Here is a 15,258-nt window from a genome sequence, read left to right as displayed (position 1 = left end):
TGCGGGTTCCTCCGTATTGGGGCCGGTAATCGGTGATGTGGTTAGAATTAATTAAGATTACCGCTTTTCCGCCGCCAGTTTTTTTCTTTATACTGGGGCATCTGTGGGCAGATATGGTAACAGCCCTAGATTTCATAAAATACGACAATTGTCGAAATCCAAGGATGGAACAAGGAATGGGGAAAAGTGATGCATTAGCGCTCAATGCCGCGCGACTTGAGATGGGCGGCAGGGATGGTGAAAAAAATGTCCTCCAGGCGATTATGCACTCAGGTCTCGGCAGCTTATGCTATGCAATCAAGTCGCGCGTGAAGTCAGAAGAAAGGCTAATTGAAAAAGTTACCCGTAAGCGAAAAGAAAAGGAAAAATATGATGTCGACTCTGTTACCGATGTAATAGGAATCCGCCTAATAACGCTTTTTCGGAAGGAGATTCCTGATATAGTTCGAGAGGTTCTCGCATTAATTGCGCACGGAAAAGAGCTTTCGCCTAATCCCTTCCAAAAGAGTTGCTTTGAAGAAATAATCATATATACAAATGCACCTCATCACGATCCGTTCTTGGCGCAACTAAAGGAAGTCTTATCACAAGCTGGCGCGGCATTTGAACTCAAGGAGTCGCTCGAGGGGTATTCCAGTGTTCATATCGTCAGCCGCATCTGCTCGGTTGCGAAGCTAAGAACGGATTATGGAGAGAAAAAGCATCCCTTGCCGATCGAAATTCAAATACGCACAGTCTTTGAAGATGCCTGGGGTGAAATTGATCATAGATTTGGCTATGTACAGCGAGCAGGGAAGAACAGCGGTACTCCGATTCACAATAGTGCACTGGTTCAACCACATTTAAAGGTCTTGAAACATTTTACGGACGCTTGTGCACACTACGCCGATACGATTCTTGTATCTGCAACAACGCCTCTTATATCAAAAGGTGAGCAGGGCAAGATTATTTCAGTCGAGTCGGATGACGATATATTGAAACGCTTCTCAGAACTGAACGTGGCGGCAAATTTCATCACCGTATATGTTGAGGGAAGAAAACTACGAGAAGAAGCCTCCAAGATTTCCTTAAATCAAGGAGCTCAGCATCCACAAACAGTCTCTGCATATATTCAGGCCGCCGAACATTTCCTGCAGGTACGCCAGGCAGGGGAGCGTGAGCTATCAGACGGTCAAGGCAAAGCTCAGTATATATATTACGCTCGAATGAATGAGGCACTTTGTCTCATGTCCACCGAGGCGCCAGAATATGTGCAACAAGCGGTAGAACTCTACACTGAGCTTGCCGATCTTTACCCATCCTTTCCCCTGGCTAAATTCCGCCTCGCGCAAGCCGTGGCCAAGCTCGGTCAGACGGATCCAGCCATTGAGTTATATCAGTCAGCGGAAGAAGCTGTTGAGGGCATTGCGAGTGTAAGCCATAAGACAGGCCATTGGCCTGACGAGTTGCCTCTAGCCGACTACACGCACGTTTCTGGAGCCTTGCCTAAACTTCTGGGCTATCAGCTCTGGAAGAAGGCGGAATATATTGGCAGCTTGCCAGATCATGACATCGAAGAGCGAACTTCTCTCTTATATAGAGCTGTTATGGTTACGAGCAAAGGCTTGACGGCGCGTCCAGATGACATCAAGATCCACAACAACTTCGCCTACTACGCAACACAATACTTGGAGTTACTAGGGTCTCTGGGGGGTCAACCGGATTCAGCTCTGCATGCACAGTTATCTAGCAGTCTCAGCGTGCTTGAACATCACACCCTTAGCGCTACCAACCCAGACATATTTTTTCTCGATACTATTGCTAAGGCGTATCAGCATCTTGGACGCTCAGATGATGCAAAATCGGTTGCCGAGCGCATCGTACAACTTGTTCAGGAGGGGGGGAATCAGGGCGAGCCAGAGATAACCCTTAAGATATTGAAAAATGCGCTAACAATTAAATAAATGCACCTTCCATCGTCGACCTGGGGCGTGAGATGAGTAACGCATTTGACTAAAGCTTTTTTTTTGCTAGAATCTAGTCTAAGAACACGGGAAAGAGGGGAATACCATGAAACTTTGGCCTGACAATGATGGTTGATTGTTTGTAACTCATTAAACATAAATGATAATTTTCATTATCGCCACTGCTCCTTGACCATCCAAACCCGATATCATTGTCGGGTTTTTTATTGGTTGGCAACCTTCATAACTCTTAATTCGTGTCCATCGGCGTCTGAGTATTTCTTAGGACTCCTCTTTCTTTGGCGTGGTTGGCATTAATAAGACCATCGCTATTTATGGGTTTCTCGGCAGATTCTGGCGTCGACCAGAACCTGACTAATCCTTTCTTTTCCTAATCCGAAAATATTTGAGCATCTGGTCCAGATCATCATCGAATGTCTTTTTGACAACACGCCAGTTCTCAGCACGGCCATCCCGATCCGAGAGAAGCTGAATCGCGACTATCAACAAACTGATGATTCCAAACGCGGCAAATGCCACAGCCAGCATCGCCTGCCACGCCTCCCAGTTCCGTATAAATACCAGCCAAGCAGAAACCAGGGCGAGAGTCAGAGTCGTTAGGATGACGGGCCAAGGCATAAGATTCACGAGGGGTTGTTTTTCTTATCCTACGCCACTTTCTAGGGGTGTGACACTTAACGCACGTTGGCGCATCTTTTCGTTGTAATGCTTGTTGTCTATCCCCCATACCCGCATCAGAAAGGGCAGCATGGCGCTGACGTCGTAAGGCAATCCGATTTGTCCTAGTTTCTTCGCCGAACCTTCGTTCGGTTCCGGCTCTCTGTCCATACCTGCGAAGTCAATGAGAAGTTTTTCAAGCACGTGACCCTGTGGATCCTCTTCGGGGCGGTAGGGTAAGAAAATCCCTTGGTCATCGCTGTTCTCGCTCGCCCAGGGAGGCCTTTCTTTGACCAACAGCAGCAAGGAGGGCTCTATGCCTGGGGCGCTAATACTAAGTCGAGTAGCCCAAATGGTCTCAAGCCGAGAGTCGGCCGTCGGCACCAGGTAGTCCGCACGCGTGAAAGGCGTCTCTTGGCCAGCAGCCTCATATCGAATGGGAACCATCTCGATGGAATCATTACCCTCAAACCTGACATCTTCGATCACTTGATGCAAGAATGCGGCCCCTTCGGGATACGTTTCTATAATGGCCTGTTCTGCGGTCTCAGTGGTCACTTCGGCTTCCCGATTATTGCTGGAAGACAACGGATCACCAGTAGCAAGAGTAACGTCTGGTGCCGCGTGATGGTGGGCGCCCGTCGGTTGGGCCGGCTTGACTCGCCGAACGTGCTTTGTCATGAGGTCCGGAAAAGAACAGTCGATTTCTTCGGGACTAGGTACTGCCATCGCTTGCAGGTCACGAGCCACCATTCCATCGGTAAGCTGGACCTTGGGGCGGGTATCCTCGTCATGTCTCGCCATTATTTCTGATTTTTGACGTGAGGCATTGGACATAGCATTCAGATTTACCTGTGACGTGTAGAAAAGTTTCTGGAAAGGAAACGGGTGTGTGCACCGGGTCAGCCGTTCGGCTAGGAACACCCGGTGCCTACCTTGCTCGATCCACCTGCCCTGAGCGGTCAGGGTCGTCTCGCCAAGGAATGGAAATGTGGTACGAGGGTAATGGCGCTCCTTGTTGGCCGCTGCGCTCACACCTGAGTTGATAAGCCATCGCATAGCCTTTCGTGCTTGTGGATCGAACGCGATGCGTCCAACTGTACTGGCCGCGACGCCAGGAAGGCCTGGGAACAGATCCAGGTGTGCGATCCCAGTGGCGGGATTGATTCGTGCCGAGGTGTACAGTTGGCGGCTAGCCAATGCGCCAGAAAATAGGCGCTTCAGGAGACCTCCGCTTGCGCCGAAGTAGAAGCGGATGAGTTCCATGCAGGGCACCATTAGGGTGACGTCGTTGGCTACGGGCACCCGGGCGCAGAATGCCCCAGTGTGGTCTCGGTGTGCTTCCAAGGCCGAAAACGGTAGGGGATAGAGCGAGGTGCCTCCTTGGTTCAGAGGGAGGCCGGCCGGCGCGACTTCCACTGTCGTGTCATTGATTGTCAGGTCCTCGAAGGTTTCCTGGACGAAGTCCTCGCCGGTCCCGATCCGTTCCTCGTCATTCCATAGATCGCCGATGCGGAACAGTCGAAGGTAGGCTATGGGGACCGCTATGGTGGTGAACTGGTCGCGGTGGATACGAGCAGCGTGCTTGTTGTCCTTCCAGCGGGATAGAACGAGCTGGGCCATGGGTGAAGACCCTCCGGTTCGGCTGGCGTAGGTTATGTCGCCGAACCAGGCTATCCGGTGGATGCCACGGCCTAGCTTATGGAATACCGGTCGGAAGGTGGTATCGTTTGCGGGCATCATATCGCCAGAGTTGATGACCTGAAGACGGTAGCTAGTATGCTCGGAAACTACATTTTGTGAAATCCGCATTGAATGGTGGCGGTTGAGGCTGGTCCGCGAAAATAAAGTGGAAGACAAAGAAGTTTTCTGCAAGGCAAGGAGTTATCCATGTCTACTAGACGAATCTCCTTGTCTTTTATTTCTCCGCTCCGCCCAGATCAGACGCTATATAGTTCGGTTATGGTGTTCCACGAGAAGTCCGGCAACGCCTCGAAAGAAGAAACACCGCTACAGATTTTTGGTTCTGAGAAAGCTGGACGACAATTCCTCATTCCCTCACGCCTTGACGCCTGCTGTGGTTCAACCCTGCGCACTTTGGGGGACCCTAGTCAACTCATCAATACTGCAACCATACTGCCTTCTTACCTGATATTTCGTTCCAATAATGTCGCCGTAGACGTACTGCAGCGAGTTCGTGGCAACCATACGGCCGGCGTTGCGCAGATTCTGCGGCTTGCACGTTCACGGTTATGGGCAAAAGGAACACCCGTCCCATCCCTCCAGAGCAGGAAGAATGCCTTATGAAGGTGGGTTGCAGTTGAGTAAGGGAATTGACTTGCCTTGATCACCTCCGAAAAAGGCTGATCCAGCTACGGATAACGGGTGAATAGTAAAACCGGTGCATGAATTTGGCTATTTATCGGGTATCGCCAAAATAGTTTAGACAATAGGGGAAACCCCTATATATAAAATGGATATGCAGGTGTTAATATTTTTTGAGTCAACCCTAAATCAAAACCACAAATACCGGGGGCGCCACCAACACGGGGATTGCTTTAGGCTATCGGGGAGCCTATTCACTTTGATTTCTGGAGCAGAAATTGAATATGGGGCATGTTGCAATGCAAGATTGGCATTGCAACATTTTGGCGGAATAAAATTTCATCATAAGGCGTAAGTCCCGGCTTAAATAGCCAGTACACACGGCACCCTAACAAAAATTGAGCCTGGGTATTACGGGGAATTGGGGAGAAATAAGAGAATGGTTGATTTACATGTGGCGTTTGGTCGCGGGTTACTTCTTGATGTGAAAGCAATTAGTTGTATTGCTAGGGTTGCGTGTGCTATTGCAAGACCTCAAGTTTTGTTTGCTTCGTTACCACTATTGCTAACTCTTCCTGCACTTGCTCAAACCTTATGCACAGCAGATCAAATCAAAACTTTTAGCGCCAGTTGCGATGCTACTGGCGCGTACTATGCCAAGTTGGAATCCGATTGTGTAGCCGGCTCTGGCAGCCATTGGGGTTGTGGTTTTTATCCATTGCCATCTGAAGTACGCCCTATTCCAAGTGGGCTAGGTTGTATAGTAACCTGGATTGAGTCTCCCTCCCGCAATGAGGGCACTCCATATTCAAGCAGTACCGGACCTCTCTCCACGTTGTCTTGCACCCCCTCTCCCGATATCCCATCCATACCAAAGAACTCTGGTGGTTCATGCAACGACAACGGCACTAATCCTATAAACACTGGCGTAGGTAATAAACACCAACATGAGCTGGATTATAATGGAGTTGATTTGTACCCGCTGCGAATGGAGCGCACCTACAACAGTAGCTCCAAGGCCATAAATGGTTTGGGAGTGGGGTGGAAGGGAGGGTATGGACAAACTTTAAATTTCATGACTTCTGGCAGTGGGGCTGGTAGTTACAGCATTGTTGGTCTTGGCCGTGGTGATGGTAAACGGTATCAGTTTACTCAAGTAGGAGCTGACGCCCCTTGGATAGGTGACGCCGACGCAGCTGGAACCTTGGGCCAATTAGGTGTAGATATTACAACAGGAAAGCCGAACGGCTGGAGGTATCTCAATGAGCAGGGGGAAGTGGAAATTTATGATGCATCAGGCAAGCTAACATCCATCACCAATCTCACAGGCCAGACCCAAACACTAGTTTATAGCTGTAATGTGGTTAGTGCTGCCTGTTCAGTTGTAACGCCTTCTTCCGTTGCCCCAATTGGAGATTTGTTGCTCACTGTTACCAGCCCCACAGGGCGGCAGCTAAACTTTGTCTACGATGGGTCCGCACGCGTGTCAAAGATGACCGTCCCTGCCGGTGGCGTCTACCTCTACAAATACGACGAATCTAGTTCAATTGTTTTAAGTGGCCAACCACTGGGGAATAATCTCACTTCTGTAACCTACCCCGACGGTAGCATCCGCCAATATTGGTATAACGAACAGGACAAGACCGGCAACACCAACCAGCCTCATGCCCTGACCGGCATCACTGATAAGAAAGCCAGCAGCGACCCCGGCACCCGCTATGCCAGTTACTGGTACGACGCTCAAGGCAGGGCGGTGAAGGAAGAGCACGCCCCCAGCCTGAATCAGGGTATCGACAGATACCAGCTCACCTACAACACCAATGCCACCGGCAACCCCACCAACACCATCGTCACCGATGCCCTTGGCACCGCCCGCACCTACAACTTCACCACCGTATTAGGCGTCGTCAAAAGCCTCGGTACCAACCAACCCGGCGGCTCCGGCTGTGCAGCCGCCGCCAGCGGCATCACCTACGACCCCAACGGCAACGTCGCCAGTCGAACCGACTTCAATCAGCATAAAACCTGCTCCGCCTACGATGCCTTGGGCCGCAACCTCGAAATCGCCCGAGCCGAAGGCCTGGAAAGCACGACAGCCTGCCCTGCCGACGTCGCAGCTTGGGCAGCGTGGATCCCCGCCGCCAACACCGCTCAACGTAAAATCACCACCACCTGGCATCCCACCTACCGCCTACCGTTAGTTATCACCGAACCCGGCAGAACCACCACCGACGCCTACGACATCCCCGGCAGCGACTTCTTGCTGCACACCCGAAGCATCAAAGACACCGCCACCAATAAAACCCGCACCTGGACCTACACCTACACCAGCGCCACCGACAACACACTGCTCAACCTCCTCAAGAGCATTGACGGCCCAAGAACCGACATCGCCGACACCACCACCTACACCTACTACAGCGCCGATGACAGCACGTTACCCATACCCAAATACCGCAAAGGCGACCTGTGGAAAATCACCAACGCACTGGGTCACATCACCACTATTACCGCTTACGATGGCAACGGTCGCCCCATCACTATCATCGACCCTAATACTGTCACCACGACGCTCGCTTTCACGCGAGGCTGGCTCAAGACCCGGACCGTCGGCACTAAAACCACCACCTACGACTACGACGCCGTCGGCCAACTCATCAAAGTCACCCTGGCCGACACCAGCCACATCGACTACACCTACGATGCCGCCCATCGCCTCACGGACATCAGCGACACCCAGCTCAACCGCATCCACTACACCCTGGACGCCATCGGCAACCGCACCAAAGAAGAAATCTTCGACGCCAACAACGTCCTCAGCACCACCAAGAGCCATAGCTTCGACGCCCTCAGCCGCCTCATGACCGATGTCATCACCTACAACCAGGGCGCCACATCAACCACCCTCTACACCTACGACGCCGCCGGTAACATGACCACCGTCGTTGAAGGGCAGGGCACAAGCACCCCCCATACCACCACCTTCAACTACGACGCCCTCAACCGGCTGATTTACGTCGGAGACGCCCTCAACCAAATCAGCAACCCCACCTCGTATACCTACGACGGACTGGATCAACTCAAGAGCGTCACCATCCCGCGACGCAGCGTCAACCCTGCCGACATCACCACCGCCTACACCGTCAACGCATTAGGCGAAGCCACCCAACAAACCAGCCCCGACAGTGGCATCACCAACCGCACCTACGATGCAGCCGGCAACCTCAAGACCGCCACCGACGCCCGAGGCATCACAAGCAACTACACCTGGGACGCCCTCAACCGCCTCACCAGCATCACCTATCCCGCCACCGGCGAGAACATTGCCTACATCTGGGACAGCAGCACCGGTTGCAACTACGGCATCGGCCGCCTGTGCAGAATCACCGACGCCGAAGGCAGCACCACCTACAGCTACGACGACCAAGGCAGCCTCACCCAGCAGACCCGCCAGATCGCCGGCGTCAACTACACCACCGGCTACGGCTACGACGGCGCCAACCGACTATTAACCACCACCACCCCCACCGGCGAAACCCAGACCCTCACCCGCAACCCTGCCGGCCGCATCAACACCATCGACACCAGCAACGGCATCATCACCACCCACCTGGCCAAAGACATCGCCTATGACGGCGTAGGCCAAGTCACCGCCCAGACCTTGGGCAACGGCATCAAGCAAAGCAACAGCTACGACCTGGCTGGCCTGCCATCCACCCGGCGTTACAACGCCCCGGATGGCGACCTGAACGGAGACGGGATAGTAGACGTCGCCGACGTCGCCCTGGCCGAGCGCATGGCGCTGGGACTGGTCACGCCTACGGCAGACCAGCTAGTGCATGGGGATGTGGCCCCGAGCGGCACACCGGATGGCGTCATCGATGCAGCGGATGTGGCCAGGATCAGAAGGAAGGCGTTGGGGTTGGAAACGTTTTAAAACCGACTGAACAAAAACAGAACAAAGTAATAATGAAACGGGAGAGAGAAAATGAACGCACGGACTTATTTACTGTTGTTGATGGTGCCGCTAATGGGGACGTTGGCAGGGTGTGCGGGGACGCAGACCTTTGGCACTGCTGCGCGGGCAGGTGATACTGTGGTGCTGCCGGTGGGTTGGCTGAATCTAAAGAGTCAGAATCTGAATGTGAGTATCACGCCATCTTCAGGCCCTGCCATTACCAATGTGCCGGTCAGAGGGGTAGTCAACCTGTATCCAGATCCTTCTTCCAAGCTGATGATCGGTTTCCGCACCAAGCAAGATCTTGGTAGTAACGACTGGGGCATTGGAAAAAATATCAATGCGGCTGTAACAGCAGATGACAGAGAGTGGTGGCAAACTGCCATTCTCCTGGACTTGCCTGCCTCGCTGCCTACAGGAACGGCGACGGTTCATGTTACAGATAGTGCAGGAAATACCATTTACCCTGTTAATGTAACTGTTTTGCCAGGAACGGGGTTGTCTAACCTGTTTAATATTTATACGCCATTCACCAATGGGCAGGCGTCGTTTGATTTTTTAAACACGTACCCTTCTGCACTTAAGTCGATGGAGACAGCCGACCGCTATGCAGTCACGTTTAGCGGCCAGGATGCCAACGGTAACGATATTATCCCTCATTCGATTCAGCTGCAATTTACGCATACGTCTGGTGTAGGCGTGGCCTGTGTAGTCGATCCGGTCGCCTATTTGAAAAGCGCGGTTTGGTTAGACGATGGCAACGGAAACCTGAAAGTGATGCTAACGCCAGCCAAGGGTAATACGCTTGCACAAACCTTGAGTAAGAACGGCCTGGTGCAGTTTAAATTCTACATTGCCGGTGGCATCACCGGTCTCACGCAAACCAGCCTCAAAGCTTACGACATCAATGGCAGCCCGCTCACAGGCATCACCGCCACCGTCACCCCTCAATAACGGCGAACCCACAAGAATAAGTAAAGGGCACCCCTCATGTTAAAGCATACCCGGCTGATCGCCCCCCTGCTGGCAGGCCTGCTCCTGCTAGGGCAGACAACGGCCCAAGCCGAAACCGCCAGCCTGGTCCACGACGACTTCGGCAACATCACCCAGCGCACCGTGAATCCGGGTACAACAGGGCAGGCCACTACCACCTACGGCTACGACGCCCTCAACCGCCTCAATACAGAAGCCGGTCCGGCCCAGACCCAGACCATCAGCTACGACGCCGACGGCAACCGCCTCAGCGACGGGTCAGGCAATTACACCTACGACCCTAACTCCAACAAAATGCTGACCACCCGCCAGGGAGTCAGCGTCAGCACCGACCCCTCAGGCCGCATCACCTCAGACGGCACAGGAAGAACCTACACTTACAACCAGGCCGGACAGCTCTACACCATCAGCAAGAACAGCGTCCTGATGGCGACCTACTATTACAACGCCCAGAGCCAACGCACCCGCAAAGTCACCACCGCCAGTGCGCCCCAAGGCGCACAGACCGTGGTCTACCACTACGACCAGCAAGGCCACCTGTTGGCCGAGACCAGCGGCACCGGCACCCCAATCCGTACCTACGTCTGGCGAGACGACACCCCGATCGCCCAGATCGAACATCAACCGACCCGCAAGACCCTCTACTACGAAGTGGATCATCTCAACACGCCTAGAGCGGCGATGGATGAGACAGGCAAAGTCCTCTGGCGGTGGGAGTCGGATGCGTTTGGCTCAACGCTGGCGAATGAGGATGCGGATGGGGACAATACCAAGGTTACGGTGAATCTGAGGTTTCCGGGACAGTATTACGATGCGGAGTCGGGGCTGAATTATAACTACGCGAGGAATTATGATTCCAGTACCGGGAGGTACACCACCTCTGACCCGATTGGTCTGGACGGGGGAATTAATACTTATAGCTATGTTGAAAATAATCCGCTGAATTATTTTGATCCTGATGGCTTGCTTATCACCTCGACTATAGGTGGCCTTCAAAATGGTATGACTATATCTCAGGCTACAGCCATCGGCTCTATGGGAAATGCCGCCATGGCCGCTGGCGGTGTGGGTGGAGTGACTACAGTCGTATCTGGGGCGGCCGGCGGCGGATATATAGCTGTTCCGAAAGCTGCGCGCATCGCCGTCGGTGTGGCAAAAGCAACTATAAAAGGTGCCCTTTCAAAAACTCCAGGCTTGCCGCCTCCAAAACATCCGGTGTATCCACAATGTACACCACCAGCAATCAGTACTCCTGCTCTACCGAGCAGCGTGCCTCCACCGATACCTTTAACCCTTCAATTTCCGAAATAAAGTTATCTTGGGTGCCTTAGCAAGAGCGAATTGAGGGGGTCGTCGAATGGTACAGCCTACTGATAAGAAATTAGACCAAGAAGTATTTTCTGAAGCAACGCACCTATATAAAGCTGGCCAGTACGTTGAAGCTGCTTCTCGCTATAAGGAACTGGCGGAGAAGGATTATCTGGATGCACAAGTTTTTCTTGGTTGGATGTATAGCGAAGGCATTGGTTATGCCCAAAGCCGTGACAGTGCGCTCTTCTGGTTCAAAAAAGCTGCAGCACTTAATTCGGCGGAAGGAATGTTCTACTGTGGGCGACTTCTAGAAGAGGATGGCCAATCCGAAGATGCATTTGAGTACATTCGCCTCAGCGCAGGAAAAGGTTACCCGCCAGCACTTTGTCGTCTGGGCCTTATGTATCTAATTGGTAGAGGCGTGGCTGCGAACAACGACTACGCAATGCAGTATTTGAGACGTGCTGCTGACCAAGGAAATGTATTTGCAAAAAGAGAACTAGCGGTAGTTCAAATGAAACATGCACTGAATCTGCTTACTTGGACACAAGGCGGATTGAGGTTTATTGCAGCTATCATAGAGAGTTTTCTTATTGCATGGCGAGATCCTTATTCTGAGAAAATAAGGTGTTGAGTGTTGATAGATGAAGCAAAAATCACAAACCCACATGGCGATTAGCCAAGGCTTTATGATTCTTTCTCTTTCTCATCCAATAGGCTATAGACGACACCACAGACTAATCCAATAACCACCAGCCATCCCCCCACGCTTAAACGATCTACGGTTCCTGGCAGCAGATACCAAGCCGCAGCAGCAGCTAGAAGGCCAAGCACAACACCCATCAAGAGATGGTAGGGAGCGACTAGTATGTCAAGAATGAAATCAATCATCTGTCTACCTGAGAATTAAAGGAGCCGGGTTCGCATCGACCCGCGGCCTTTTTTGAAATACGATCAACCATAATATCTGCCTTGGCATATAGACAGACGATAACATCGGGGGCTAATTGTTTGAGGGCATGGTATGTATCACATCATTTGGATTCAGCGACTCACCTACGGCAAGTTACAGTTCACGGCGTTTTATCAGCCCTTCGCCGCCCAAACCCTTTAAATACGGCGGAGCACTACTCTCATAACTGTGCTCTTGAAATATAAACCTTCTAAGGTGCTATAGTCAAAAAATGGGCCGGCACAAAACTTAAGTAACTGAATTATTTATTTCATGTAGTTTTATTTTGATTTAAATAAAAGCGGTAGTCATTTTTTATCGAAGAGCTCAAGCTGAGTTGTGGGTTCGTCTGCGGCGATTTGTGCGGGCTTCCTGAGTACGGCAATCTTCGCGAGCAGTTCAGCGGACTCAACTGCGATCAGCTTTCTCCACTTGTCTGATTTCTTTCTTGGAAAATCTCCCCCCGGCCCGGAGTGCTTTAGCTCAAAATTCGCGGGGGAGAGTTCGGCTTCTTTCCTCTTTTTATGGCTTACCTTGTCCAGATTCCGGACCTTGCCCAGAGTCATGAAGACCTTGAGCTCGCCCTCAGATTCCGGCCGTCCGAGCTTCTTGCGCAAAATCTGCCCGGCGTTCTCGATCTCCCCATTGGAGAAACCCTCTGCTTTGGTAAACCAGAACTCGCTGGCCGATTGAGTGACCCAGTGTGGAATGGTTTTACTCGAAAAAAACTTGTGCGGAGATATCTTAAGTTTTCGGACGTAATGCATAAAGCGGTCAGGCCAGCCCCCCATCAAGACGTCAGCCAGGCAAAGCAGTGTCCCGAGTTCCTCCGGGGACCGCTGCTCGATCACAAAGGTATAGTCATTGCGGTCGAGTACAGCAACATTGATCCCCTTCGGTAGGGCCTCAGGATGGTTGCGTGCAACCCATCTTGCCTTATCCGGGACGGTGAGCGAATTCATGCAAGTATGAAAAAACCTGAGATAGGGCTGCGCATGAATGTAGTCATGCCCAAACACCGCGAATGAATCGCTGCCTATACCGGAATTAATTTTCTCCTGGATAGCTAAGACACTGTCGATCAGTGCGGAATTATCTTGATCCGCCGGCGCATGACGCATGGTCGCACCGCACCACCGGCATGTGACGATCAAGTTTGCCATGCTGGGTTGGGTGGATGCGGCGTAGAAATAGTTGTATGGCTTGCCGCAGCTTGGGCAGCCATGCCGAAGGAAGGCGCGATGCGTAGGGCAGACGGGGTTGAATGCGAATCTCCAGGACTTGCGGTAGTAAGGCTCAGCATCCGAGTCCAGGCACTGGGGACAATACGCCATACCATTGCCGTCAACTCCATCGACTGCCGCTGTCGGCAATACCCACTCTGTAGTGCCATAGGACCGATGGTTGAAGACGTAGCCTTCATCAGAAAGTAGCGACGTTTCCCATACACGTTCTATCGGAACGCCGGCACCATCCGCCAGCGCCTGCATCATCTCAGCGTTGTATGTGCGGTCAATCTCTTTAAGGGTGGTACTTTTATCGGGTAGGACAACTCTGCAGAAGTCAGCCGTTGCCATGTGATTTGCTCGCGCGAGCCGCGTGATCCAGGAGGAGAGTAATTCTCCTTCTTTTGGCTTGGGATGTATGGGCCAGAGCGGCATGATTATTGGCTTTAAGCGGAAATCACATATTCAGTAACTATTGGATAAGTCAACTCACCTTGATCCCTCTTGCCACATCGCTATGGCACTCCGAACACAGGCCGACTAGCAACAAATCGCCTGCTTTGACTGCGCCGGAAAAATTGGTAATTGTGACTTCATGACGGCATTTGCCGCACCAAACATTAGAGAGCAGTAGCTTTTTCGTATCGCTGGGAACGGTTGCCCACAGTTTTGCTGCGGAGGCAGTAAATTTAGGGATAGATTCGACGTCCATTCCGCGTCCGGAAGCAATTATGTATGACCAAATGGCAGTAATTTACCTTCTAATGGCTTTGGAATGGGCGCCCAGATTAGCTGGCATTTTTCATTTAAACCTAGTATATACACCAGTCTAAGCGGAAATTATCTGTCATTGATTAGTGTAATATTATTATTGATTAGTAGAAATTATCATTTATTTGTGTGAGTTAACACCCATTCCGGCCTCTTTCGCCTGCTGGTCGGCATGGTAACTTGACCTCACCATCGGCCCGCAGGCCGCGTTGGAAAAGCCCATTTCTTCAGCGGCTGCAGCGAACCGGTCGAACTGGGCCGGTTCGACGAAGCGCACCACCGGCAGGTGATGCCGGGTCGGCTGCAAATACTGGCCGATGGTCAGCATCTCCACGCCATGGGCGCGCAGATCCCTCATCACCTCCAGGATTTCCTCATCGGTTTCGCCTATCCCCACCATCAGGCCGGACTTGGTGGGAATGTTCGGGTAGCGCTGCCTGAATTCCTGCAGCAGCTTAAGCGAATGAACATAGTCGGCGCCCGGACGGGCCTGCTTGTACAGGCGCGGCACGGTTTCCAGGTTGTGGTTGAGGACGTCGGGCAAATCATTCGCCAGCGCATCCAGCGCGACCTCTAGCCGGCCGCGGAAATCCGGCACCAGGGTTTCGATGCGGGTATGCGGGGACTGCTCGCGAGTTGCGCGGATGCAGGCGGCGAAGTGGCCGGCGCCGCCGTCGCGCAGGTCATCGCGGTCGACGCTGGTGATGACCACGTAATTCAGGCCCATTACCGCAACCGAGTTGCCGATCTGCGCAGGTTCCTCAACATCGGGCGGCAGCGGCGTGCCATGGGCGACGTCGCAGAACGGGCAACGGCGCGTGCACAGGTCGCCCAGGATCATGAAGGTAGCGGTGCCGTGGCTGAAACATTCGCCGATATTGGGGCAGGACGCTTCCTCGCACACGGTGTGCAGGTTGCGGCTGCGCAGGATCTGCTTGATCTCCTGATATTTGGCCGAGGTCGGCGCTTGGGCACGAATCCAGCTTGGCTTGCGCAACGGCTCGGAAGGGACGATCTTGATCGGGATGCGCGCGGTTTTTGCAGCGCCGGTTTGTCTGTTTTCAGCCATGGAATTTCCAAATACTCAGTTGAACCGCAGAG

Annotated in this window: 11 protein-coding genes and 1 pseudogene; 6 read left to right on the top strand and 6 right to left on the bottom strand. The window is 52.5% G+C overall.

What is annotated here, in order from left to right; genetic code table 11:
• Positions 1–35 precede the first annotated feature (35 nt).
• Positions 36–1,943 carry a hypothetical protein gene (locus SCD_RS00575; RefSeq protein ID WP_041673266.1) on the top strand — a complete coding sequence of 636 codons (1,908 nt, stop codon included), beginning with the start codon at positions 36–38 and terminating at the stop codon, positions 1,941–1,943.
• A gap of 375 nt (positions 1,944–2,318) precedes the next feature.
• On the opposite strand, the gene SCD_RS00570 is transcribed toward SCD_RS00575, so the two are convergent.
• The gene (locus tag SCD_RS00570) at positions 2,319–2,582 is read right to left on the bottom strand and encodes a hypothetical protein (protein ID WP_041673265.1); all 264 of its coding nucleotides are present in this window, start codon (positions 2,580–2,582) and stop codon (positions 2,319–2,321) included.
• Between the two features lie 24 nt (positions 2,583–2,606).
• A complete protein-coding gene (locus SCD_RS00565) occupies positions 2,607–4,244 on the bottom strand; it encodes a hypothetical protein (RefSeq protein WP_009207091.1) in 1,638 nt (545 codons plus the stop codon).
• 1,141 nt (positions 4,245–5,385) lie between these two features.
• Between SCD_RS00565 and SCD_RS17065 the strand changes: the two are divergent.
• From SCD_RS17065 to SCD_RS00545, 5 genes and pseudogenes are all read left to right on the top strand, one after another.
• Positions 5,386–5,967: pseudogene (locus SCD_RS17065) on the top strand (DUF6531 domain-containing protein); the annotation flags it as partial.
• A gap of 471 nt (positions 5,968–6,438) precedes the next feature.
• Positions 6,439–8,883: a hypothetical protein gene (locus SCD_RS00560; protein ID WP_051338757.1), complete on the top strand. Its 2,445-nt coding sequence runs from the start codon at positions 6,439–6,441 to the stop codon at positions 8,881–8,883.
• A gap of 51 nt (positions 8,884–8,934) precedes the next feature.
• On the top strand, positions 8,935–9,858 hold the full coding sequence (locus SCD_RS00555) for a hypothetical protein (protein ID WP_009207093.1): 924 nt from the start codon (positions 8,935–8,937) through the stop codon (positions 9,856–9,858).
• 36 nt (positions 9,859–9,894) lie between these two features.
• Complete coding sequence (locus SCD_RS00550; RefSeq protein WP_009207094.1) at positions 9,895–11,208, top strand: RHS repeat-associated core domain-containing protein; 1,314 nt, start codon at positions 9,895–9,897, stop codon at positions 11,206–11,208.
• Positions 11,209–11,254: 46 nt separating this feature from the next.
• Positions 11,255–11,842, top strand: coding sequence for a tetratricopeptide repeat protein (locus SCD_RS00545; RefSeq protein WP_009207095.1), 588 nt, complete (start codon positions 11,255–11,257; stop codon positions 11,840–11,842).
• A gap of 53 nt (positions 11,843–11,895) precedes the next feature.
• On the opposite strand, the gene SCD_RS00540 is transcribed toward SCD_RS00545, so the two are convergent.
• From SCD_RS00540 to lipA, 4 genes are all read right to left on the bottom strand, one after another.
• Positions 11,896–12,099: a hypothetical protein gene (locus SCD_RS00540; RefSeq protein WP_009207096.1), complete on the bottom strand. Its 204-nt coding sequence runs from the start codon at positions 12,097–12,099 to the stop codon at positions 11,896–11,898.
• Between the two features lie 369 nt (positions 12,100–12,468).
• On the bottom strand, positions 12,469–13,821 hold the full coding sequence (locus SCD_RS15485) for a TniQ family protein (protein WP_021035727.1): 1,353 nt from the start codon (positions 13,819–13,821) through the stop codon (positions 12,469–12,471).
• 49 nt (positions 13,822–13,870) lie between these two features.
• On the bottom strand, positions 13,871–14,098 hold the full coding sequence (locus SCD_RS15995; RefSeq protein ID WP_009207098.1) for a hypothetical protein: 228 nt from the start codon (positions 14,096–14,098) through the stop codon (positions 13,871–13,873).
• A gap of 180 nt (positions 14,099–14,278) precedes the next feature.
• Positions 14,279–15,226, bottom strand: a complete 948-nt coding sequence (gene lipA, locus SCD_RS00530; RefSeq protein WP_009207099.1) for a lipoyl synthase — start codon at positions 15,224–15,226, stop codon at positions 14,279–14,281.
• Positions 15,227–15,258: the final 32 nt, after the last annotated feature.

It is taken from the genome of Sulfuricella denitrificans skB26 (genome assembly GCF_000297055.2).
Taxonomy (GTDB): domain Bacteria; phylum Pseudomonadota; class Gammaproteobacteria; order Burkholderiales; family Sulfuricellaceae; genus Sulfuricella; species Sulfuricella denitrificans.
This window is presented reverse-complemented; position numbering and strand designations above follow the sequence as displayed.

What these genes read in the sequence shown, in the direction of transcription:
- SCD_RS00545 (WP_009207095.1), top strand. Translation starts at nt 11,255, where the DNA reads ATGGTACAGCCTACTGATAAGAAATTAGACCAAGAAGTATTTTCTGAA.
- SCD_RS00550 (WP_009207094.1), top strand. Translation starts at nt 9,895, where the DNA reads ATGTTAAAGCATACCCGGCTGATCGCCCCCCTGCTGGCAGGCCTGCTC.
- SCD_RS00540 (WP_009207096.1), bottom strand. Translation starts at nt 12,099, where the DNA reads ATGATTGATTTCATTCTTGACATACTAGTCGCTCCCTACCATCTCTTG.
- SCD_RS00575 (WP_041673266.1), top strand. Translation starts at nt 36, where the DNA reads ATGTGGTTAGAATTAATTAAGATTACCGCTTTTCCGCCGCCAGTTTTT.
- SCD_RS00555 (WP_009207093.1), top strand. Translation starts at nt 8,935, where the DNA reads ATGAACGCACGGACTTATTTACTGTTGTTGATGGTGCCGCTAATGGGG.
- SCD_RS00560 (WP_051338757.1), top strand. Translation starts at nt 6,439, where the DNA reads ATGACCGTCCCTGCCGGTGGCGTCTACCTCTACAAATACGACGAATCT.
- lipA (WP_009207099.1), bottom strand. Translation starts at nt 15,226, where the DNA reads ATGGCTGAAAACAGACAAACCGGCGCTGCAAAAACCGCGCGCATCCCG.
- SCD_RS00565 (WP_009207091.1), bottom strand. Translation starts at nt 4,244, where the DNA reads ATGGCCCAGCTCGTTCTATCCCGCTGGAAGGACAACAAGCACGCTGCT.
- SCD_RS00570 (WP_041673265.1), bottom strand. Translation starts at nt 2,582, where the DNA reads ATGCCTTGGCCCGTCATCCTAACGACTCTGACTCTCGCCCTGGTTTCT.
- SCD_RS15995 (WP_009207098.1), bottom strand. Translation starts at nt 14,098, where the DNA reads ATGGACGTCGAATCTATCCCTAAATTTACTGCCTCCGCAGCAAAACTG.
- SCD_RS15485 (WP_021035727.1), bottom strand. Translation starts at nt 13,821, where the DNA reads ATGCCGCTCTGGCCCATACATCCCAAGCCAAAAGAAGGAGAATTACTC.